21 protein-coding genes are annotated in these 22,197 nt (G+C 65.2%); 10 read left to right on the top strand and 11 right to left on the bottom strand.

The genetic code is table 11. From position 1 onward, the window contains the following. Nucleotides 1–119 precede the first annotated feature (119 nt). The 3 genes from NFI08_RS12185 to NFI08_RS12175 all read left to right on the top strand — a co-directional run bounded on the left by NFI08_RS12185 (nt 120) and on the right by NFI08_RS12175 (nt 3,001). Nucleotides 120–926 (top strand): alpha/beta fold hydrolase, encoded by an 807-nt coding sequence (locus NFI08_RS12185; RefSeq protein WP_108449789.1) that lies wholly within the window; start codon nt 120–122, stop codon nt 924–926. Beyond that, nucleotides 923–1,795, top strand: coding sequence for an alpha/beta fold hydrolase (locus NFI08_RS12180; protein ID WP_108449788.1), 873 nt, complete (start codon nt 923–925; stop codon nt 1,793–1,795). Before NFI08_RS12185 ends, NFI08_RS12180 begins: the two co-directional genes overlap by 4 nt. Before the next feature lie 177 nt (nt 1,796–1,972). Then, nucleotides 1,973–3,001 (top strand): patatin-like phospholipase family protein, encoded by a 1,029-nt coding sequence (locus NFI08_RS12175; protein WP_045991798.1) that lies wholly within the window; start codon nt 1,973–1,975, stop codon nt 2,999–3,001. Between the two features lie 370 nt (nt 3,002–3,371). Here NFI08_RS12175 and NFI08_RS12170 read toward each other — a convergent pair whose 3' ends face one another. After that, on the bottom strand, nt 3,372–3,959 hold the full coding sequence (locus NFI08_RS12170) for a Smr/MutS family protein (protein ID WP_045991797.1): 588 nt from the start codon (nt 3,957–3,959) through the stop codon (nt 3,372–3,374). Between the two features lie 264 nt (nt 3,960–4,223). Here NFI08_RS12170 and prmB point away from each other — a divergent pair, with 264 nt between their 5' ends. The 5 genes from prmB (at nt 4,224) to phaC (ending at nt 9,705) form a co-directional block, all read left to right on the top strand. After that, nucleotides 4,224–5,195, top strand: a complete 972-nt coding sequence (prmB, locus tag NFI08_RS12165; protein WP_231498478.1) for a 50S ribosomal protein L3 N(5)-glutamine methyltransferase — start codon at nt 4,224–4,226, stop codon at nt 5,193–5,195. A 10-nt stretch (nt 5,196–5,205) separates the two neighbouring features. Then, nucleotides 5,206–6,291: a chorismate synthase gene (aroC, locus tag NFI08_RS12160; RefSeq protein WP_108131481.1), complete on the top strand. Its 1,086-nt coding sequence runs from the start codon at nt 5,206–5,208 to the stop codon at nt 6,289–6,291. A 131-nt stretch (nt 6,292–6,422) separates the two neighbouring features. Continuing rightward, the gene (locus tag NFI08_RS12155; protein ID WP_045991794.1) at nt 6,423–6,803 is read left to right on the top strand and encodes a hypothetical protein; all 381 of its coding nucleotides are present in this window, start codon (nt 6,423–6,425) and stop codon (nt 6,801–6,803) included. 284 nt (nt 6,804–7,087) lie between these two features. Beyond that, nucleotides 7,088–7,630, top strand: coding sequence for a phasin family protein (locus NFI08_RS12150; protein ID WP_045991793.1), 543 nt, complete (start codon nt 7,088–7,090; stop codon nt 7,628–7,630). Nucleotides 7,631–7,866: 236 nt separating this feature from the next. Further along, nucleotides 7,867–9,705 (top strand): class I poly(R)-hydroxyalkanoic acid synthase, encoded by a 1,839-nt coding sequence (phaC, locus tag NFI08_RS12145; protein ID WP_045991792.1) that lies wholly within the window; start codon nt 7,867–7,869, stop codon nt 9,703–9,705. Nucleotides 9,706–9,932: 227 nt separating this feature from the next. Here the strand turns inward: phaC and lnt are convergent, their stop codons facing one another. The 5 genes from lnt to miaB all read right to left on the bottom strand — a co-directional run bounded on the left by lnt (nt 9,933) and on the right by miaB (nt 15,426). Next, entirely contained in the window at nt 9,933–11,423 is a 1,491-nt protein-coding gene (gene lnt, locus NFI08_RS12140; protein ID WP_108449787.1) for an apolipoprotein N-acyltransferase, read from the bottom strand. A 60-nt stretch (nt 11,424–11,483) separates the two neighbouring features. Beyond that, nucleotides 11,484–12,350: a CorC family transporter gene (locus NFI08_RS12135; protein WP_045991790.1), complete on the bottom strand. Its 867-nt coding sequence runs from the start codon at nt 12,348–12,350 to the stop codon at nt 11,484–11,486. Continuing rightward, nucleotides 12,347–12,853, bottom strand: a complete 507-nt coding sequence (ybeY, locus tag NFI08_RS12130; protein ID WP_108449786.1) for an rRNA maturation RNase YbeY — start codon at nt 12,851–12,853, stop codon at nt 12,347–12,349. The genes NFI08_RS12135 and ybeY overlap by 4 nt, the downstream gene beginning before the upstream one ends. Further along, complete coding sequence (locus NFI08_RS12125; protein WP_045991788.1) at nt 12,850–13,941, bottom strand: PhoH family protein; 1,092 nt, start codon at nt 13,939–13,941, stop codon at nt 12,850–12,852. The genes ybeY and NFI08_RS12125 overlap by 4 nt, the downstream gene beginning before the upstream one ends. Nucleotides 13,942–14,082: 141 nt before the next feature. Continuing rightward, complete coding sequence (gene miaB / locus NFI08_RS12120; protein WP_045991787.1) at nt 14,083–15,426, bottom strand: tRNA (N6-isopentenyl adenosine(37)-C2)-methylthiotransferase MiaB; 1,344 nt, start codon at nt 15,424–15,426, stop codon at nt 14,083–14,085. A 468-nt stretch (nt 15,427–15,894) separates the two neighbouring features. On the opposite strand from miaB, the gene NFI08_RS12115 reads away from it, so the two are divergent. Both NFI08_RS12115 and NFI08_RS12110 read left to right on the top strand, forming a co-directional pair. After that, entirely contained in the window at nt 15,895–16,521 is a 627-nt protein-coding gene (locus tag NFI08_RS12115) for a TIGR04211 family SH3 domain-containing protein (protein WP_108131485.1), read from the top strand. A gap of 20 nt (nt 16,522–16,541) precedes the next feature. Further along, nucleotides 16,542–17,177: a class I SAM-dependent methyltransferase gene (locus NFI08_RS12110; RefSeq protein ID WP_349589623.1), complete on the top strand. Its 636-nt coding sequence runs from the start codon at nt 16,542–16,544 to the stop codon at nt 17,175–17,177. A gap of 88 nt (nt 17,178–17,265) precedes the next feature. On the opposite strand, the gene NFI08_RS12105 is transcribed toward NFI08_RS12110, so the two are convergent. The 5 genes from NFI08_RS12105 to cysP all read right to left on the bottom strand — a co-directional run bounded on the left by NFI08_RS12105 (nt 17,266) and on the right by cysP (nt 21,871). Continuing rightward, nucleotides 17,266–17,853, bottom strand: a complete 588-nt coding sequence (locus tag NFI08_RS12105) for a YajG family lipoprotein (protein WP_349589620.1) — start codon at nt 17,851–17,853, stop codon at nt 17,266–17,268. A 210-nt stretch (nt 17,854–18,063) separates the two neighbouring features. Further along, nucleotides 18,064–19,206: a sulfate/molybdate ABC transporter ATP-binding protein gene (locus NFI08_RS12100; protein WP_213231530.1), complete on the bottom strand. Its 1,143-nt coding sequence runs from the start codon at nt 19,204–19,206 to the stop codon at nt 18,064–18,066. Further along, complete coding sequence (gene cysW / locus NFI08_RS12095) at nt 19,203–20,030, bottom strand: sulfate ABC transporter permease subunit CysW (RefSeq protein ID WP_108449783.1); 828 nt, start codon at nt 20,028–20,030, stop codon at nt 19,203–19,205. Before cysW ends, NFI08_RS12100 begins: the two co-directional genes overlap by 4 nt. Continuing rightward, a complete protein-coding gene (gene cysT / locus NFI08_RS12090; protein ID WP_108131489.1) occupies nt 20,030–20,893 on the bottom strand; it encodes a sulfate ABC transporter permease subunit CysT in 864 nt (287 codons plus the stop codon). Before cysT ends, cysW begins: the two co-directional genes overlap by 1 nt. Before the next feature lie 24 nt (nt 20,894–20,917). Then, a complete protein-coding gene (gene cysP, locus NFI08_RS12085; RefSeq protein WP_502881096.1) occupies nt 20,918–21,871 on the bottom strand; it encodes a thiosulfate ABC transporter substrate-binding protein CysP in 954 nt (317 codons plus the stop codon). Between the last annotated feature and the right edge of the window lie 326 nt (nt 21,872–22,197).

Below are 22,197 nucleotides of genomic sequence, written 5' to 3'. Positions count from 1 at the left end.
GAGTCAGGGGGAATTCCGGGGAATCTAGGCTTTGGTTCACTTGGCGGCCTAGGGTAATGCCGTTAGCCTGCCAAGGCTACAGCGGCGGGTCGCCGCCTCTCATCGGATGAGACAGAATCATGCCAGATACCCCAACCTTGCTGTTCGCCCACGCCAATGGCTTTCCCGGCGGCAGCTACAGAAGCCTGCTGGCACCACTCGCAGAGCGCTTCGACGTCCAGCCGCTCGATCGCCTGGGCCACCATCCCGATTTTCCCGTGGGCCACAACTGGTTGGCATTGCGTGATGAATACCTCGAGAGCACCCGTCACCTGGCCGGACCCTTTATCGGTGTCGGCCACTCCATGGGCGGGGTGATCACCGCCATGGCGGCGCGCCTGGAGCCGGAGCGGTTCCAGGCGGTGGTGATGCTCGACCCGCCGCTGATGCTGGGCATCGACGCCTTGGCCATGCGCGTCAGCAAGTGGCTCGGCATGGTGGATCGAGTGACGCCGGCAGGCAAGAGCAAGGGGCGCCGTACCCGTTGGGAAAGCCGTGATGCGATGCGCGCTCAACTTCGGCGCAAGGGCCTGTTTCGCAGCTTCACCGAAGAGGCACTGGACGACTACATCGACGCCGGCACCACGACCCTGGAGGACGGCGCGGTGGTGTTGAGCTATGACCCGGATATCGAGGTCGAGATCTTCCGTCATCTGCCCCACCATCTGGATCGTCTGCCCACGGAGGTACGAGTACCTCTGGGTGTGCTGGCAGGGGAGACGTCTGACTTGCTGACCGAGGCACGTTGCCGACGTCTCAGCCGGCGCGGTATCGCCCTGGACAGGGTGCCCGGCAGTCATATGTTTCCGATGGAGCAGCCCGAGGCAACGCGACGCGCCTTGCTGGCCATAATCGACCGTCTGCTGGGCGAAGGGACAACGCAATGAAGCCAGCGGGAGAAGCGCTTCGCCTGGCACAGGGGCGCCTGGCCGCACTGGCCTGGGGACGCACGGAGGCGCCGGTGTGGCTGGCGCTGCACGGCTGGCTCGACAACGCCGCAAGCTTTGCGCGTTTAGCGCCGGTACTGGCCGAACGGCTCGATATACGCCTGGTGGCCATCGACATGGCCGGCCATGGCCACTCCGAGCGGCTGCCCGGTGACTACGACTACGCCATCTGGGACTACTGCCACGACCTGCTCGATGCACTGGATGATCTCGGACTGGATAGTGCCCCGGTGCTGGCTCACTCCCTCGGCGCCGGGGTGGCCTGCCTGGTCGCCGCGGCCTGGCCCGAACGCATCGAGCGCCTGGTGCTGATCGACGGTCTGGGGGCCTTGACCACCCCACCTGAAGATACCGCTGGCCAGTTGGGGCGTTCGTTGCGGGCCCAGCGTCGCCGTCGCTCGCGGATTCCTCATTATGCCGATCTGGATACCGCGGTGGCGGCGCGGGTCGCCGGTGGCGCCACCCCGGTGGATGCCGAGACGGTGCGCGACATCGTGGCCAGGAACCTGACCCCCTGCGACGAGGGCGGCCTGCGGCTGCGCACCGACCCGCGCCTGCTGCGCCCCTCCCCCGTGCGGCTGACCGATGACCAGGTCGCCAATCTGCTCGAGGCTATTGCCTGCGAGGTACTGCTGGTCGAAGGGCGTGACGGTATTCTCGGGGAACGTCCACGAGGGGTGGCCTCGCGAGCACGCGTTCACCGCCTGACCCGTCGCGTGCTGGAGGGCGGACACCATCTTCATGCCTCGCCGCAGCACGCCCCCGCGGTGGCCGATGCCATCGTCGAGGCGTTGTCCGCAACACCTTGATCGAAAAGACGATCTTGGCAGCCGGTCGGTGGATGAGTCTTGGCCGCTGCGCCGTGACAGGCCGCGTAAGCTTTTCCACGGTGGGTTAGTCTAAGCTTATAGACAGGCCTGCGAGTGCGAGGCATGCGCTGTTCAAGCGCTGCCCGCGCGGCCAATCCGCAGCAGGAGGGCATTGCCATGACCGTCTATCGCCACGATTGTCCCCCGGGATCGAGCGGCAAGCGCATTGCGCTGACATTGGGTAGTGGTGGTGCCCGAGGCTATGCCCACATCGGTGTGCTGCAGGAACTGGTCGCCCGCGACTATGAAGTGGTGGCGATCTCGGGGTGCTCCATGGGCGCCCTGGTCGGGGGCATCTTTGCTGCGGGGAAGCTCGAGCCCTACCGTCAGTGGGTCGAGGAGCTGGGCTCCTTCGGTGTACTTCGTCTGCTCGACATGTCGTTCACCTCCATGGGTGCCATGCAGGGCAGGAAGGTGATGAGCAAGATCGAGTCGTTTATCGGTGACGTCGCCATCGAGGACCTGCCCATTCCCTTCACCGCGGTGGCGACCGACCTGATGCGCCAGCGAGAAGTGTGGTTTCAGCGGGGGTCCCTGCTCAAGGCTATCCGTGCCTCCATCGCCATTCCCGGGGTATTCACGCCGGTCGAGGATGGGCCTCGGCTGCTGGTCGATGGCGGTCTGCTCAATCCGCTGCCGATCATCTCCAACGTCTCGGTCCACGCGGACCTGGTGATGGCGGTCAACGTCACCGCCAACAGCCCCAACCTTGTCTCTCTCGAGGAGTTGCTGCCGGTGGAGTGCCCGAGCTGCGATGAGGCCCGGGGCGGTAAAGGTACCAACGGAGAACGCCGCAGGGGCGATCGACGCGGTGCGCTGATGGCGCGGCGTTTTCAGGAAAGCGCCGAATCGGAGGCCGAAGCCGACCGTGCCGAGCGCGGTAATGCCGCGCTGGGGCGTAAGGACTGGGGGCGGCTGGCCACCATCCTGACCTCCTTCGACATCACCCAGGCCGCGTTGGCGCGCTACAAGGAGGCGGGCTATCCGCCGGACATCCTGGTGGAGATACCCAAGACCGTCTGCGGCTCCTTCGAATTCCACCGTGCCAGGGATCTGATCCGTCTGGGGCGTCACCTGACCTGCCAGGCGCTGGATCGCATCGAGACCTGCGGTATCGTCGAGCAGACTGAAAAGCCAGCAGGCTGACTCAGGGCGTCTGTCCGCGCCGTCTCTACAATACCTCGGTGGCTCAATACACCTTGTGATCGGGCTTCAGGGGGTCTGTCCGCGCCGTCTCAGCAACACGTAAACCGCACCGGTGCCGCCTTCGGCATCGGTGGCAGGGGTTGAGAAAGCGAAGGCCAGTACGCTTGGCCATTCTCCTGAATTTCTAGAGAGCCAGCCGTTGCCGCGGGGGACTCAAGGCGTCTGTCCGCGCCGTCTCAGCAACACGTAAACCGCACCGGTGCCGCCTTCGGCGTCGGTGGCAGGGGTTGAGAAAGCGAAGGCCAGCACGCTTGGCCATTCTCCTGAACTTATGGAAAGCCACACATTGACGGTCGTTCGTGACAGGGCCTCAGGGCGTTTGTCCGCGCCGTCTCAACAGCACGTAAACCGCACCGGTGCCACCTTCGGCGTCGGTGGCCGAACAGAAGGCCAGTACGCTTGGCCATTCTCTCAACCACGCATTGACGTGACTCTTGATCACCGGATAGTCGGCGGTGGCGCCCCAGGCCTTGCCGTGGACCACGATCACGCAGCGATGACCACTGGCCACCGAGTCACGCAGAAAGCTCTCGAGTTCCGAGCGAGCCTCCTCGAGGCTGTAGCCGTGCAAGTCCAGACCACCTTCCCAGCCGATCATCCCGCGCTTCAACTGGCTACGGGTGCGATAGGGCAGGTCGGGAAGGGCAAAGTCCAGATACTCCGATGGGCGTACCGGCTCGACTCGTCCATCCGAGGTGCGCCCGGTGGCCACGTCATCACCCGCGCTGACGGCGGCAGCGCGGCGCGCGGCGGCGGCCTGATCTCGCTGGGCACGGGTGGTCGGACGCGGCTTGCCGGTGTCGGCGCGGTTGTGGCGGATACGACGGACACCTGCCTGCTCCAGGGCCTGGCGAAATGCGCTGATCTCGTCGTCGGGCGGTGGCTGGCGCTGGCTCATGGGGTCCTCGGGTCCGGTAAAAGGGAGGCCCAGTATACCGTGGTGGCCGTGGCAGTGAACCGCCGGCACGGATACAATGCCTTGCGAGTCAGATAGCCATCTATATCGCTATCTCGATCTCTATCTATATCGCTATCCAGGATCTTGCATCTGCCTTCGCCCCTGGAACGGAAGGGACCTTCGCGTGAAGGTCGTCGAAGGCGGTGATGGTCCATGCGATCCTGGCGCACGCCTCTTCTTGAACCCGATCGACAGGATGCCCTCTTGGCCGACTCTTCCTCCTCTCCGTCCACTTCCAGGTCTTCGACGCTGGCGCTCCCCGACGCTGAATTGGCCGACGGCCTTTTCACCCTGCGCGACTGTCTGCGTTGGGCAACCAGCGAGTTTCACCTGGCGGGGCTGACCTATAGCCACGGCACAGACAGCGCCTGGGACGAGGCGGTGGCCCTGGTGCTTGGCGCCTTGCATCTGCCCTGGAACGTGGACCCCGGCGTGCTGGATGCGCGGCTGCTGCCGATGGAACGCGAGCGCATCGTCGGCCTGGTGCGCGCCAGGATCAGCGACAGGCGGCCCTTGCCCTACCTGCTCGGCGAGGCCTTCTTCGCCGGGCTTGTGTTCAGTGTGGACGAGCGGGTGTTGATTCCGCGCTCGCCGATTGCCGAGTTGATCGAGTCGGGCTTTCAGGCCTGGTTCCCCGAGGAGCCGCCTCGGCGCATCCTCGACCTGTGCACCGGCTCGGGCTGTATCGGCATCGCCTGCGCCGAGTATCTGCCTACCGTCGAGGTGGACCTGTCCGATATCAGCCAGGACGCCCTGGCGGTGGCCCGTGAGAACATCAATCGCCACGACGTAGGCCGGCGCGTGCGCGCGGTGCACAGCGACGTCTTCGATGGCCTGGAAGGGCAGCGTTACGACTTGATCGTGTCCAACCCGCCCTACGTCGATATCCGCGACCTGACCACCATGCCGGAGGAGTTCCGTCATGAGCCGGCGCTGGCGCTGGGGGCGGGCAGCGATGGCCTTGATATCGTCAGACGTATCCTGCGCGAGGCAAGAGCGCACCTCAGCGACCACGGCGTGCTGATCGTCGAGGTCGGCAACTCCGATCATCATCTGGAAGCGGCCTTCCCCGAGGTTCCCTTCCTGTGGCTCGAATTCGAGCGCGGCGGCCAGGGCGTGTTCGCCCTCACCGCCGAAGAACTCGACGCCCATGCGGCGTCCTTTGCACAACAATAGAGGAGCGCCCATGTCCGGCAATACCTTCGGCAAGCTGTTTACCGTCACCACCTTCGGCGAGAGTCACGGGCTTGCGCTCGGCGCCATCGTCGATGGCTGCCCGCCTGGCATCGAGCTCAGCGAGGCCGATCTGCAGGCCGACCTGGATCGTCGCCGTCCAGGCACGTCGCGCCATACCACCCAGCGTCGTGAGCCTGATCAGGTGAAGATCCTGTCGGGCGTGTTCGAGGGGCGCACCACCGGTACCTCGATTGGCCTGTTGATCGAGAACACCGACCAGCGCTCCAAGGACTATTCGAAGATCAAGGACCAGTTCCGGCCGGCCCACGCCGACTACACCTATCACCACAAGTACGGCGAGCGCGACTATCGCGGTGGCGGACGTTCCAGTGCCCGCGAGACCGCCATGCGGGTGGCCGCCGGGGCCATCGCCAAGAAGTACCTGGCGAGCCAGGGCATCGTGGTGCGTGGCTACATGAGTCAGCTGGGCGAGCTGGCCATCGAGTTTCGTGACTGGGAAGCGGTCAACGACAACCCCTTCTTCTGTCCCGACCCCGAACGGGTGCCGGAACTCGAGGCCTACATGGACCAGCTTCGCCGTGACCAGGACTCGGTGGGGGCGAAGATCACCGTCACCGCCGAAGGGCTGCCGCCCGGGCTTGGCGAGCCGGTGTTCGACCGCCTCGATGCCGAACTGGCCCACGGCCTGATGAGCATCAACGCGGTCAAGGGCGTCGAGATCGGTGACGGCTTTGCCAGCGTGGCCCAGCGTGGCAGCCAGCACCGTGACGAGATGACCCCGGAGGGTTTTCTGTCGAATCATGCCGGTGGCGTACTGGGAGGCATCTCCAGCGGCCAGACGCTGATCGCTCACCTGGCGCTCAAGCCGACCTCCAGCATCACCATTCCTGGGCGCTCCATCGACGTGGATGGCAACCCGGTGGAGGTGGTGACCAAGGGACGCCACGATCCCTGCGTGGGGATTCGTGCCACGCCCATCGCCGAAGCGATGATGGCGCTGACCCTGATGGACCACCTGCTGCGTCATCGCGCACAGAACAGTGATGTGCGAGTCAGCACACCACGGCTACGCTGAATCGCAGAGCATGACAGGACTGCTACACTCAAGTAACGGTGGCAGGGAAGGTGCAGGATGCAGGCATCTTTGCGCCCGATAGTGCGGGCTACCGGCGCCACACACCGCCATACAAGGATCACGAGGCCAGCATGAAGATCAACGTCGAATTCGATCTGACCCCGGAAGAGTTACGCCAGGCATTGGGGCTTCCCAATATCGAGGCCTTCCAGCAGGACCTGCTCGATCGCATTCATCGGCAGATGGAGTCCGGTGTCGAAGGCTACGATCCGATGAGCCTGATGCAGCCGTTCCTGCAACAGCCGGCGCTGCAGCAGGGACTGTCCCAGGGGCTTGCCAGTTTCGGCAACTATCAGAAGATGATGATGGATATGCTGACCCAGGCCGCCCAGAGCGCCAAGGGGTCTTCTGCCAAGGATGACAAGGCCGAGGAGGCGTCAAGCTCCACGGCGCCGCGGTCCAGTGGGGCGGCCAAGGCCAGCTCGCGCAGCGCCAAGGGCGGCAAGAGCTAGCCAGGTGCTCGTCAAGTGCCTGCCAGGGGCCCGCAGGAAAGCGGCCTCGGGTATGACGGGGAGGGCAGATTCGCCGATGGCGAGGGTGCGGGGCGTCTTGATGCACAATCGCGCAGGAGGCGACGCCTGTCATGGCGTTGTCACCGAGGGTGTGCCAGACTGAGTTTGTTGCGCTGCAACAACGCTGTCCTCAGCATGCTTCCTGGACGGAGGCGCCCTGCGGACAGTGGCAGCGGATTGCCGAGTGGACAGACACCATCGACACGATTCCAGGAGGTTCGGTCATGCAAGACAAGATGTTCGACAACTTCAACGAGCAGACTCGTCAGTTCTTCGAGCCGATGCGCAAACTCAACTCCCTGATGCTGGACAACATGCAGAAGATGTCCCAGTACCAGATGGAGTCGATGAAGCGCTATAGCCAGATGGGTACCGAGCGCATGCGTGAAGCCACCGCGATCAACGACGCCGAGGGGCTGCGCGACTTCTCTACCCGTCAGGCCGAGATGCTCAACGAACTGTCGGCGCAGATGCTCGAAGATGCCCGCGCCATGAGCGAAATGAGCCTCGAGTTCAAGAGCGAACTGGAGTCGCTGTTTGCCGAGTCCGGCCAGCAGCTTGCCGATCAGGCGACCCAGGCCCGCGACCAGGCGACCGAGGCGGTCGAGAAGGCCACCCAGCAGGTCACCGAGGCAGCCGAAAAGGCCACCCAGCAGGCCAGCCAGGCGACTTCACAGGCGGCCTCCCAGGCCTCGTCTCAGACCAGCAGCGCCAGCAAGTCGACCGGCGGAACCGCCAAGGCGACCTCCAGCCGCAAGCGCACCTGAGGCAAGCGCACCTGAGGCAAGCGCACCTGAGACAAGAGTACTGTTGGACGTGCCAACGAGTGAGCGGCCGCAGGCGAGTGCAGGCATTGGCGTGAAGCGCCTGCCGCACGACGGTATAGACGGCGGCGGCCGACTCGCCCCCCAACAACGATGACGAAACGAGGGTGGATAGCTGCGACGCCGCGAGGCCGACGGTGGTCCACCCTTTTTTGCAGGGCAGGCCAGAGGAGAACGCAATGGCGGCAGGTGATCAGGCGGCGGACAACCCGGAGGAATGGGGCAACCAGCTATCGGTGCTGGGCGCCGAGTACCAGGCGTTGATGGAAGATTTCCTTTCGCGCATGGTGCCCAATGACGCAGCGGATTCGGTGATGGAGGACATTCGCAACAGCTTCCAGGCCGGTGCCGAATCGCTGATGCGCAATCCCACCCTGCTATGGGAGACCCAGGCCAAGCTGATGCAGGATCAGATGGCGCTGTGGCAACAGGCCATGGCAGCGGCCAGCGGCGGTGCCTTCGAGCCCTTGGTGACGCCGTCCCGCGGCGATCGCCGCTTCAAGGACGAGGCCTGGACCAGCGATCCTGGCTACAACGCCATCATGCAGCAGTATCTGCTGTTCTCGAACACCGTCGAGACTCTGGTGGACAAGCTCGATGATCTGAGCCCCGGCGAGAAGCGTAATCTGTCCTTCTACGCGCGTCAGATGGTCAACGCCATGTCGCCGACCAACTTCGTCTCCACCAATCCCGAAGTCATGCGCAAGACCCTCGAGACCCGGGGCCAGAACCTGGTCGACGGTCTGTCGCGTCTGCGCGAGGACCTGGCCAACTCGGCCGAGGGTCTTAACGTCACCATGACCGATCGCAGCGCCTTCGAGGTCGGTGAAAACATCGCGGTGTCACAAGGCGCGGTGGTGATGGAAAACGAGCTGATCCAGCTGATCCAGTACGCGCCCACCACCGAGAAGGTGTTCAAGACGCCGCTATTGATCGTGCCACCCTGGATCAACAAGTTTTACGTGCTCGACCTGCGCCCGGAAAACTCGCTGGTGAAGTGGCTGGTGGACCAGGGCCACACCGTGTTCCTGATCTCCTGGCGCAACCCCGGACCGGAGCAGCGCGATCTGACCTGGGCGGACTACATGCAGCTTGGTCCGATCGCGGCACTGGACGGTATCGAGCAGGCCACCGGCGAGAAGTCGGCCAACTTCCTGTCCTACTGCATCGGCGGCACCCTGACGGCCTCGACCATGGCCTACCTGACCAGCACCCGGCGCGGGCGCAAGGCCAAGTCGGTGACCTACATGGCGACCCTGCAGGACTTCCGTGACCCCGGCGAGATCGGCGTCTTCCTGAGCGAACCGGTGCTCCAGGGCATCGAAGCCAAGCTCGAGCAGGACGGTTACCTGGATGGCCGCGTCATGGCCTACTCGTTCAACCTGCTGCGGGAGAACGACCTGTTCTGGTCGTTCTACGTCAACAACTACCTGAAGGGCGAGGATCCTGCGGCCTTCGACCTGCTGTACTGGAATACCGACGGCACCAACCTGCCGGCGGGCACCCACGGCTGGTACCTGCGTCACCTGTATCAGGAGAACCAGCTGGTCGAGCCAGGCGGTGTCGAGCTCGACGGCGTCAAGATCGACCTGCGCAAGGTGTCGACGCCGAGCTACTTCATCGCCACCAAGGAAGACCATATCGCCAAGTGGAACAGCAGCTACTACGGCGCGCTGTTGCCCAAGGGCCCGGTGACCTTCGTGCTGGGGGGCTCCGGCCATATCGCCGGTGTGGTCAATCCACCGCACAAGAACAAGTACGGCTACTGGACCAACGACGAGCTACCCGACAACCACGAAGAGTGGCTGGCCGGGGCCAAGGCCAATGAAGGTTCCTGGTGGCCCCACTGGCAGGAGTGGATGGTCAAGGGTGGCTACGTGGACGCCGACAAGATGGTCGATGCCCGCGAGCCTGGTGGCGGTGAGCTGCCGCTGCTGGAGCCCGCGCCGGGGCGTTTCGTCAAGACCAGCATCCCTGAAGTGCTGGGCGAGGCGGAGGACGACGAGGCCGCCGAGTAACGTTCGTCAGCGTGACAGGCAGGAGGGTATCCGAGGAACGCATCTGGCCTTTGATACCCGCCTGACGCTCGTACACTAATCCGCACTGTTGCAACATGGTGGCAACACGGTTGCAACACAACAACGCCGCGAGGGCTCAGGCCCTCGCGGCGTTGTCGTTTGTGGTGAATGTCGTTCGCGGCCAGAGCGGCGTCGACGGTCGTTGGCTTGCGTCGGCTTGCGTTGGCTTAGTCCCGTCGGCGCCACAGTGCGCCCGCCAGCAGCATCAGCCCGGCGACGAGCCAGGTGGGCCAGCTACCGGTGCGGGTGAAGGGCGTCAGCCCCTGCATCGGCTGCACCTGACCGTCCAGGCGTGCCGTCTCGAACTGGGGCAGCTGGTCGAGCAGGCGGCCCTGATCGTCGATGATGGCGGTGATGCCATTGCTGGTGGCACGCATCACGTAGCGGCCGTTTTCCAGGGCGCGCAGCCGGGCCATTTCCAGGTGCTGGTGGGGGCCGATCGAATCGCCAAACCAGCTGTCGTTGGAGACGGTGAGCAGCAGTTCCGAATCACGGGCACGCTCGGCCACCAGGTCGGCGTAGATGATCTCGTAGCAGATGGCGTTGCCGAGGGTGTGACCGGCGGCGGTCATCGGCGGCTGCGTATCCGGTCCCGGCGTCATGGCAGGCATCGGCAGGTCGAAGAAGGCGATGGCACCCCTGAGCAGGCTTTCCAGCGGCAGGTACTCGCCGAAGGGCACCAGGTGGGCCTTGCGATAGGCGCCACTGGCGTTGCCGTAGGCGCTCACGGCGTTGAAGAAGCGCCCGTCAGCGTCGCGCTGGAGGATACCGGTCAGCAGCGCCGTCTCGGGGGCCAGCGCCGCCTGGGCGCGGGCCATGATCGGCTCGGCCTGGTCCTCGAACATCGGCAGGGCGGCCTCGGGCCAGATGACGATGTCCGGCTCCACCGGGACGGTCGCCTCCAGGTCACCGGTCATGCCCAGATAGGTATTGACCGCCTGACGCTGGCCTTCTGGCAGCCACTTGATCTCCTGGGGCAGGTTGCCCTGCAACAGGGCCACGTTCAGCGGATCACCGGTGGGCGAGGTCCACTGGTTCGGCAGCAGCCAGGGCAGGCCCCACAGGGCCACCAGCGGCAGGGCGGCCAGCGGTCGTGGCCGCGCCAGCTCCGTCAGCAGCACACCGCTGGCCGCCACCACCAGCGACAGCAGGTAGACGCCGCCCAGGGGCGCCAGCGCCGACAGCGGTGAGTCGACCTGGGTGCTGCCGAGCAGCAGCCAGGGAAAGCCGGTGAACAGCCAGGTCCTGATCCACTCCATCAGTACCCAGAAGCCGACGAAGCCGAGCCCGCCCGCCAGCGCGGTGGGGCGGGCCGGCATCAGGCGACGGAACAGCCCCATCGGCAAGGCGACGAACAGCGCCATGCTGGCCACGAACAGGGCGGTCAGGAAGAACGCCAGCGGTGCGCTGGTGTAGCCATAGTCGTGGATCGATACGTAGACCCAGGAGGCGCCGCTTCCGAACAGTCCGAGGCCGTAACACCAGCCGCGCAGCAGCGCCTGGCGTGCGCCCCGACGATAGAGACCGGCGTAGACCAGGGCGGCGGCCAGCGGGGCCAGCCACCACCAGGAAAAGGGGGCGGCGGCGAGGGTCGTCAGCCCTCCGGCAATCAGGGCGGCAAGGTAGCCGGCCCTGCCGCCGAGCACTCGCTCGAGCATGGGGTCCATCCTTGGTGTGGGCGAGAAAGGCAAGGCGTCCCCGGACGGGGACGCACGGGTTCAGTCGTCGGTACGGCTTTCGGGTTCGACCTCGAGCAGCCGGATACGCCGATTGTCGGCGTTGAGCACGGTGAAGCGCCAGCCCCCGATCAGAGTATGTTCGCCGCGCGCCGGCAGGTGGCCGAAACGCTGCATCACCAGTCCTCCCAGGGTATCGAACTCGTCGTCGGAGAAGCGCGTACCGAAGCGCTCGTTGAAGTCCTCGATGGGGGTCAGGGCTCGCACCGCGTAGCGGTCATCGCCCAGCTGGCGGATGTCCTCTTCCTCGTCGGTATCGTGCTCGTCTTCGATGTCGCCGACGATCTCCTCGAGGATGTCCTCGATGGTGACGATCCCGGCGGTGCCGCCGTACTCGTCCACCACCACCGCCATATGGCTGTGGGTGTCGCGGAACTCCTTCAACAGGCTGTTGAGGCGCTTGGACTCGGGCACGAACATGGCAGGGCGCAGGACTTCTTCGAGCTGGAAGGGGCGGTCGTCGCTGGACCCCTGCAGCAGCGGCAGCAGGTCCTTCACCAGCAGGATGCCCTTGACCTCGTCGAGGTTCTCGCCGATCACCGGGTAGCGCGAGTGACCGGTCTCGAGAATGATCGGCAGGTAGTCTTCCAGCGGCTGATCGAGCTCCAGGGCGGTGACCTGGGAGCGCGGAATCAGCACCTCCCTGACCTGCTGGTCGCTGATGTTCAGGGCGCCTTCGATGATGGTCATGGCATCCTGCTCAAGCTTCAGGCGGCTGCCCGCCTGGCGCAGGAATTCGCGCAACTCTTCTCGCGAGCTGGGTTCGTCACTGTCGCTGGACAGGGCACTGAAGAGTTTGTCGAACCAGGATTTGTTGGGGGCCTGGCTACTCGATCGGTCTTCGCTCATGCGTCGGCTCTCTCGTCCTCGCTACCGGGATCCGGAGATGGGGCCGGCGGGGCGTAAGGGTCGTCAATGCCCAGGCCGGCAAGGATACTGCGCTCGAGGCCTTCCATGAGGTCGGCCTCCTCATCCTCGATATGGTCATGGCCCAGCAAATGCAAGGTGCCGTGCACGACCATATGAGCGTAGTGATCGATCAGCGACTTGTCCTGCTCGCGTGCTTCGCGCACGACCACCGGATGGCAGATCACCAGATCGCCAAGCAGCGGAAGCTCGAGGCCTGGCGGGGCCTCGAAGGGGAATGACAGGACATTGGTCGGGGCATCCTTGCCACGGTAGTCACGGTTGAGGGTCTGGCTCTCGTCGGCGTCGACCAGGCGAATCGTGAGTTCCGACTCCGCCCGTTCGGGGTAGTGGGCCAGCACGGCGTCGACCCAGCGCTCGAGGTCATCGGCCTCTGGCAGGTCGCTGGCCTCGCTGGCCACCTGACGGTCCACGCAGGCGCTCATCGGTGGGCGTCTCCGTCACCGTTCATGGACTGTAGACGCTCGGCACGCTCCAGCCGGCGCTCTTCGGCACGCGCCTCGCGGCGGGCGCGCTCCTCGGCTTCCTGGTTGGCCTCGAACAGGTCGTAGGCCTCGATGATACGCTGCACCAGCGGGTGGCGAACCACGTCCTTGGCGGCGAAGTGGGTCACCCCGATACCGGCGGTGTCCTTGAGCACATCGAGTACCTGGATCAGGCCGGAGCTCTGGCCCTTGGGCAGGTCGACCTGGGTCACGTCGCCGGTGATCACCGCGGTGGAGCCGAAGCCGATGCGGGTCAGGAACATCTTCATCTGCTCGCGAGTGGTGTTCTGGCTCTCGTCGAGAATGATGAAGGCATTGTTCAGGGTGCGCCCGCGCATATAGGCCAGCGGCGCGATCTCGATCACCTGGCGCTCGATCAGCTTGGCGACTTGCTCGAAGCCGATCATCTCGTACAGGGCGTCATACAGTGGGCGCAGGTAGGGATCGATCTTCTGGGCAAGGTCACCGGGCAGGAAGCCGAGCTTCTCGCCGGCTTCCACCGCCGGGCGCACCAGCAGGATGCGTCGCACCTGCTGCTGGTTGAGCGCTTCCACCGCAGCCGCCACCGCCAGGTAGGTCTTGCCGGTGCCGGCGGGGCCGATGCCGAAGTTGATGTCGTGGTTGCGGATGCTGGTGACGTAGCCCTGCTGATTGAGGCCGCGCGGCTTGATCAGGGTGCGCGGGGTACGAATCAGCACCTCGCCCTCGCCGGCGTCTTCTTCGGCGTCCTCGTCGAGGGCCTCGATGCCGGCTTCCTGCAGGAACAGGTGCACGGTGTCCGGGGTCAGCTCGGTGGCCTCGGCCTCACGATAGAGGTGTTCCACCAGGTTCGCGGCCGCCTTGACGCGAGCGCCGGGGCCGGCCAGCTGGAACATGTTGCCGCGGTTGCGCAGGGTGACGCCGAGCCGGCTTTCGATCAGCTTCAGATGCTCGTCGCGCTGGCCACACAGGTTGGCAAGACGGCGGGGCTCGTTGGGTTCGAGGTTGAGCGTGATGATGCGGTTGGCCTGGGTCGATGGCTGGCTCAAGGCGTGAAGAATCCGTGTTTGGGTGGCTTTGAAGGTTCAGCTTACTGCCCCGGCGTGGGCCAGGGCAATGCTCCGGGACGAGTGCATTGGCGATCGACATGCGGAAACGGCCGAGCCGCCCGCCCCGGGACAGGACAAGCCTCAGTAGCGCTCGCCGGAAGCCAGTTCGCCACGCAGCGAGTTGGGCAGGGCCTCGGTGATCTCGACGTCGACGAAGTAGCCGATCAGCTCGGTGGGGTTGGCCGCGCGGAAGTTGACCACCCGGTTGTTCTCGGTGCGTCCGGACAACTGGCCCGGGTCGCGGGGCGAGAAGCCGCTGACCAGCACACGCTGGGTAGTGCCCACCATGCGCCGACTGATCTGCATCGCCTGCTGGTTGATGCGCTCCTGCAGGATCGCCAGACGCTGCTTCTTGATCTCTTCCGGGGTCTCGTCGTCAAGCGCCGCCGCCGGGGTGCCCGGGCGAGCGGAGTAGACGAAACTGAAGGATACGTCGAAGCCGATGCGATGGATCAGGTCCATGGTCGCCTCGAAGTCCTCCTCGGTCTCGCCCGGGAAGCCGATGATGAAGTCCGAGGAGAAGCTGATGTCCGGGCGCAGGGCGCGGATGCGCTCCATCTTGTCGACGTACTCTTCGACCGTGTGACCGCGCTTCATCGCCGCCAGGATGCGGTCGGAACCGGCCTGCACCGGCAGGTGAAGGTGGCTGACCAGCTCCGGAATCTCGGCGTAGGCCTCGATCAGGCTGTCGCTGAACTCCACCGGGTGCGAGGTGGTGAAGCGGATACGGTCGATGCCGTCGACCGCCGCCACGCAGGCGATCAGTTCGGCCAGATCGATTTCGTCGCCGTCGTCGTTGAGCCCGCGGTAGGCGTTGACGTTCTGGCCCAGCAGGTTGATCTCGCGAACGCCCTGGTCGGCCAGGTGGAAGACCTCGTCCATGACCGCCTCGAACGGCCGCGAGACTTCCTCGCCACGGGTGTAGGGCACCACGCAGAAGGTGCAGTACTTGGAGCAGCCTTCCATCACCGAGACGAAGGCGCTGGCGCCATCGGAACTGGGCTTGGGCAGGTGATCGAACTTCTCGATCTCGGGGAAGGTGACGTCCACCACCGAGATCTGGTTGTCACGGCTGGCGTCGAGCATGCTCGGCACCCGGTGCAGGGTCTGGGGACCGAACACCATGTCGACGTGGGGGGCGCGCTTGCGAATGGCCTCGCCTTCCTGGCTGGCCACGCAGCCACCGACGCCGATCACCAGATCGGGGTTGGACTGCTTGAGCTTCTTCCAGCGACCGAGCTGGTGGAAGACCTTCTCCTGGGCCTTTTCCCGAATCGAACAGGTATTGAGCAGGATCACGTCCGCGTCCTGTTCGTTGTCGGTCAGTTCCATCTGATGGGAGTCGCCGAGCAGATCCGCCATGCGGGCAGAGTCGTACTCGTTCATCTGGCAGCCGTGGGTCTTGATGAAGAGTTTCTTCGTCATAGCAATATGTCGGGCTCCCGGCCCGATGGGCACCAGGGGTGCCTGGTCACGTGAGTGGTGGTGAATGGGCGCGAGACTGGCGGTCGAACGACCGTGGCGCATGGTGGCGCATTATACGCACCCGGCCCGGGTGGGGCCAGTTTGCCGACGTACCGGCCAGGGACCAGGGCAGGGCGCGCGGAGATCCCGGTGGATCTTGGTCCACCGGCCGGGGTATCCCGGTGAGCCAATGTGATAGTCTTGCGGGCGGATGGGAACGCGGGCTGGCTATTTTATGACCATTTTGTGCCAACCCCAGGTGTCTCGCCCGCAGGACAGCGATGTCCAGCGGTTTTCCCGACACTTGTCCACAGGAGCTGTGGAACGTTTGTCACCCTCCTTGGTCTCATCGCACGTTGCGGCTTGGCAGGAAGCCGGCGCAGCGTCACTCGAGTCGCAACCGAGCCCAGATTAGCCAGGAAAGACGGCATGAAAACGCAATTTCTCAAGACAGTGACCCTGGGCCTCGCCCTGACCGGCGCCGCCCTGCCGGCGATGGCTCAGGACGACGGCACCTCACGGTGGGTGTCGGACGAACTCACCACCTATGTGCGCAGTGGCCCCACCGACGGCTACCGCATCGTCGGCACCTTGACCGCCGGCCAGCCGGTGACCCTGCTGGACACCTCCGGCGACTATTCCCAGGTCCGAAGCGACAGCGGAGACGTGGTCTGGGTCCCCAGCAGCGAACTGCAACAGACCCCCAGCGCCAGCGACCAGCTGCCCAAGCTCGAGGCAAGGGTGGAAGAACTCACCGAGGAGCTCGACGGCATCAACGAAAGCTGGGAAGAGCGCACTCGGACCATGACCGAGACCCTCGAGGTGCGCGAGAGCCGCATCGCCGAACTGGAAGCACGCAATCATGAGCTGGAGAGCGCCTTCAGCGATATCAGCGAGACCAACAAGGACCTCGAGGCTCGCCTGGAGACCCGCAAGGAAGACCTGCTGATGCGCTACTTCATGTACGGCGGGGGCGTCGCCGGGGCGGGCCTGATCGTCGGCCTGATCGTGCCGCACCTGCCGCGGCGTCGGCGCAAGCGCGACCGCTGGTTCTAGCACCCGGGACAGAGAATTCGATGCACGAACACTGGTTGAAACGCTGGGAAGAGGGGCGCATCGGCTTTCATCGCGATAGCGTTCATCCTGCACTGATCCGCCACTGGCCGATGCTGGGGGTGGTTCCCGGGACCAAGGTGCTGGTGCCACTGTGCGGCAAGAGCCTGGACATGCGCTGGCTGGCCGAGCATCAACATCCGGTGCTCGGCATCGAGCTGTCGGAGCGCGCGCTCGAACAGTTTGTGGAAGATGGCCGAGGGGAGGTGTCGCGCTACCAGCAGGACGGTTTCGCGATTCTGCGACAGGGCAGTATCGAGCTATGGTGCGGTGACTTCTTTCACTTCCATATCGCCCAGGCCTCGGAGATCGGCGCCTTCTATGATCGTGCCGCCCTGATCGCCTTGCCCGAGGCCACCCGCCAGCGCTACGCCTTTCACCTGGCCCAGCTGATACCGCCTGGCGCGCGGGGGCTGCTGGTCAGTCTGAGTCGGAGCGGCGACGAAGGTCCGCCGTTCCATGTGGACGGCGCCGAGGTGAGGCGGTTGTTCGACCCCAACTTCATCGTCACCCACCTGGAAGACGGCGAGCCCGAAGCCAATGGCTTTCGTGAGTCGGTCTGGGCGCTGGTACGGCGTGGTCCCACCACCGACGAGTGATTGAGTGCATCAAACCAAAGCGCGCCACCCACAAGGGGCGGCGCGCTGTCGTGTGCCTGCCTGGCCCGCCCCGCGGGGCGGGCGAGCGTCAGCGGGCCAGCAATTGGCCCAGCTCCGGGTCGGCGAAGGCCCGGTTCAGACCGTCGGTGAGCAGGTCGGTGACCATGCGCTGATTGGTTGCCTTGTCCGGCTTCACCGCATAACTCTGCACGCGGCGCGAGGTGTAGGTGCCGGTGTAGGTCTGGCCGTCATTGCTGGCTTCGGCCTCGATGACGCTTTCCAGTCTGGCCTCGTCCACCAGCGGCTGACTCTGGCCGCGTTCATAGCTCAGCTTCTTCAGCGTCAGCGTCAGGCTGGGGCGGCCCGGAGCCGGTTCGGCGGTGGGGCTGAAGCCCATCTCGCGCACCGCCCGCTCCACCTCGGCCTGAAGCCTCGGCACGATCTCGTGGGGGCTGACGCTGATGGTGGCGGTGGAGCTTGCGCTGCCGCTGCGGGTACCGAGCACGTCCGAGGCGCGGTCATCGGCGGCGATGACGGTGACCGCCTGGCCAGAGCCGGAGGCCGGCACGGCCACGCTGCGCTTGGGGTCGGGCTGCAGATGGTGGGGGCTCGAGCAGGCGCTGAGCGCGAGCAGCGCGGTCACACCAGCGGCGCCCAACAGAAGGCGACGAAGCATAGGGGGAACTCCTTGTCGTATTATCGGTAGAAATCGCACCGTAGTGCGCACTCGTCGGACGAGGCTTTGCCTGGACGGGCGATAGTACGTCTATCAGAGGGGGGCGTGCAGCAAAAGTTCCTGGGCTGATCGAAGCGGACAAGGCCCCACCTGGCGGGCATCTGCGCCGGATTCGCGGCGCTTGGACAGTGGCGCCACCCTTGGCGGCGCTCAGACAGTTGCGCCGGATTCTCGGCGCTTGGCACCACTCTTGGCGGATCTATCACCCGACACGTCCGGTTGCTGGCTATCGGGCCGACTGTCTGGATAGTGGTGCCAGTGCCGGGGCAGGGCGTAGACCCGGGAGCCACGGCCAAGTGCCAGGCGTTCGGCGTCGCCATGGCTCAGGGTCGCCATCCAGGGCTCGTCCATCCAGTCGGCGTTCAGCTCGATGCGCACTTCGGCGCCCACCGGGACCACCGCGGTGACCACCGCGGGCAGGTGAGCGTCGGCACTGGGGGCGGCGGCCACCTGTACCTCGTGGGGGCGCAGCAGGATCTCCTGAGGGCCGTCGTCCAGGTCCAGTGTCAGGCGCGCCTCACCACAGGTCAGCACGCCGCCGCGAACCTCGCCTTCCAGATGATTGACGTCGCCGAGGAATTCGAACACGAAGCGATTGCGCGGTTGACGGTACAGCGTCTCCGGGGTGTCGATCTGCTCGATACGGCCGTTGCTCATCACCACCACACGGTCAGACAGCTCCAGCGCTTCCTCCTGGTCGTGGGTCACGAACACGCTGGTGAAGCCCAGCTCGTCGTGCAGGTGCCTGAGCCAGCGGCGCAGCTCCTGGCGGACCTTGGCATCGAGCGCCCCGAAGGGTTCATCGAGCAGCAGCACCTCTGGCTTGAGCGCCAGGGCGCGTGCCAGCGAGACACGCTGCTGCTGCCCGCCGGAGAGCTGTGCCGGGAAGCGTTCGGCCAGGTGAGACAGCTGCACCATCTCCAGCAGTTGCATGACCCGGGAGCGGATCTCACCGCTTGAGGGACGCTCGCGGCGGGGCAGCACGGTCAGGCCGAAGGCGACATTGTCGAACACGCTCATATGGCGGAACAGCGCGTAGTGCTGGAACACGAAGCCGATACGCCGGTCACGTACGTGGACGTGGGTCACGTCGCGTTCGCCGAACAGAATGCGGCAGTCGGGGTGGTCGTCCGGTGTCTCTAGCCCGGCGATGATCCGCAACAGGGTGGTCTTGCCGGAACCGGACGGACCCAGCAGGCCGATCAGCTCGCCGCTGTTGATGTCCAGGTCGATGGGAGACAGCGCCTGGGAGCGTCCGAAGTGCTTCTGGATATGGTCGAGACGAATGCTCATGTCAGGGCCTCCCGGCGCGTGGCGCGCCATTCGAGCGTGGCCTTGGCGGCCAGGGTAAGCAGGGCGATCAGTGCCAGCAGGGCGGCGCTGGCGAAGGCGCCGACGGTGTTGTAGTCCTGATACAGAAGCTCCACGTGCAGCGGCAGGGTGTTGGTCTCGCCGCGGATGGCCCCGGAGACCACCGAGACCGCGCCGAATTCACCCACCGCCCGGGCGTTGGTCAGGATCACGCCGTAGAGCAGGGCCCAGCGGATATTGGGCAGGGTCACCCGGCGAAACAGCGTAAAGCCGCGTGCGCCGAGGGTTACCGCCGCTTCTTCCTCGCGGGAGCCCTGGGCCTGCATCAGCGGGATCAGCTCCCTGGCGACGAAGGGGCAGGTGACGAAGATGGTCACCATCAGGATGCCGGGCCAGGCGAACATCAACTGGATGTCGTGGGCATCCAGCCAGCCGCCGATCCAGCCGTTGCGGCCGTAGAGCAGCAGGTAGACCAGGCCCGCCACCACCGGCGAGATGGCGAAGGGGATGTCGATCAGTGTCTGCAGCAGGCGCCGTCCGGGGAAGGCGAAGCGGGTCACCAGCCAGGCCAGCATGACTCCGAAGACCAGGTTGACCGGGATCGTCAGCAGGGTGATGAACAGGGTCAGGCCGATCGCCGCCAGGGTGAAATGATCCGTGACATTGGCGATGAAGGGCCCGACACCCTCGGCCAGGGCCTGGGCGAAGATGGCCAGCAGCGGTAGCAGCAGAAACAGTGCCGAGAGCGTTACCGCCAGCGCGATCAGGCTGCGCCTGAGCCAGGGGGCGTCACCGATTCGTTGCATCAGCCGCGTCCTCCGTGCAGTCGGCGGATAAAGCGTCCCTGCCACAGGTTGATCGCCAGCAGCAGCGCCAGCGAGGTCGCCAGCACCACCGAGGCGATGGCCGAGGCCCCCACGTAGTCGTACTCCTGCAGCTTGACGAAGATCATCAGCGAAGTGATCTCGGTCTCGTAGGGCATGTTGCCGGCGATGAAGATCACCGCACCGAATTCGCCCAGGGAGCGCACGAAGGCGAGCCCGGTGCCGGTGACCAGGGCCGGCCACAGGTGGGGCAGGATGACCCGACGAAAGGCCACGCCGTCGCGGGCGCCCAGACTCATGGCGGCTTCGTCGATTTCCGCGGGCAGGTCCTCGAGCACCGGCTGCACCGTGCGCACGACGAAGGGGATGCTGGTGAAGGCCATGGCCAGGGCGATGCCGACCCAGGTGTAGGACACCTGCCAGCCCAGCGGCTCCAGCAGCTGTCCCATCCAGCCCTTGGACGAGTAGAGCGTTGCCAGGGTGATGCCGGCGACCGCCGTGGGCAGCGCGAAGGGCAGGTCCATCAGGGCATCGAGCAGGCGCTTGCCGGGGAAGTCGTAGCGCACCAGCACCCAGGCCATCAACAGCCCGAACACGGCGTTGACCAGCGCCGCCACCAGGGCGCCACCGATGGTGGTGACGTAGCTTGCCACCACGCGGGGTTCACTGATGATGAACCAGTACTCGGACAGCGACAGCCCCTTGAGCTGGCCGACCAGGCCGGTCAGCGGCAGCAGCAGTACCAGCGAGACGAAGGTGAGGCTGATGCCCAGAGACAGGCCGAAGCCCGGCAGCACGCGGCGCCGGGCGGATCGGGCAAAGGGCAGGGAGATGGCCTTGTGCATGGGATAGGTCGCTTGCCTTGACGATCAGCGACGCTGCAGCTGGTCCAGCTCGCCGCCGCTCTTGAAGTGGGTGTCCATGGCGCTGTCCCAGCCACCGAACACGTCCTGAACCTCGAACAGCTCGGTCTCGGGGAAGCGATCGGCGAACTCTTTCTTCACCGCTTCGTTGTGGACGCGGTAGTTGAAGCCTGCCAGCTGGCGCTGGGCCTCCTCGGTGTAGAGGTAGTCGAGGTAGGCACGGGCGAGCTCGAGGTTGCCGTTGCGCTCGGCGTTCTCCTCGACCACCGCCACCGGGAACTCGGCGAGGATGCTGACCGGCGGCACGATAACGTCGTATTCGTCGCTGCCGTACTCGTTACGGATATTGTTGACCTCGGACTCGAAGCTGATCAGCACGTCGCCGATGCCACGTTCGATGAAGCTGGTGGTGGCGCCGCGACCGCCGGTGTCAAACACCTTCACATTGCCGAGGAAGTCGCTCATGAACTCGCGCACCTGGTCCTCGTCGCCGTCGAAGTTGCGCTCGGCGGCACCCCAGGCGGCCAGGTAGGTATAGCGGCCGTTACCGGAGGTCTTGGGGTTGGGGAACACCAGTTCGACGCCCTCGGCGGCCAGGTCTTCCCAGCTCTCGATACCCTGGGGGTTGCCCTTGCGCACCAGGAAGGCGGTGGTGGAGTAGTAAGGCGAGGCATTGTTGGGCAACTGGCTCTGCCAGTCTTCCGCGACCAGGCCGGCATCGGCCAGTACCTGGACGTCGGTGACCTGGTTGTAGGTCACCACGTCGGCCTTCAGGCCCTGCAGGATGGCGCGGGCCTGGGCGGAAGAGCCGCCGTGGGACTGCTTGATGGTCAGCTCACCGTCATTCTCTGCCTGCCAGTGCTGCTGAAACGCCGGGTTGATGGCGGCGAACAGCTCGCGGGCGATGTCATAGGACGAGTTGAGCAGCTCCTTGTCCTCGGCCATTACCGGCGAGGCCATGGCACCGCCGAGGCCGGCGGCCAGGGACAGGGACAGGGCGGTACGGCGCAGGATCGGGGGCAGCTTCATGTCGGGGTTCCTTGACGTCGGGGGTGGGCCGGGGAAATCGGCGGATCGCAACGAAGGCTAAGGCTAATTTTAAGGAATTACAATCCTGTTTGTTAAAACTGTTTGGAATATAAGATGTCGCAACGCGCATACTATAGACGACTGCAACCGGACGAATCGGCAGAAGACGTGGAGGAAGATCGCTGATGCGGGCGGGACCAACTGCTAGAATGCCGCTTTTCGTCGAGCCCTTGTGGCCTCCACCATGACTCTCTCCT

Origin of the sequence: Halomonas sp. EF61 (genome assembly GCF_040147045.1) — a bacterium.
GTDB lineage: Bacteria > Pseudomonadota > Gammaproteobacteria > Pseudomonadales > Halomonadaceae > Halomonas > Halomonas litopenaei.
Note: the sequence above shows the minus strand (reverse complement) of the source record. Positions and strands in the feature narration are given on the sequence as shown.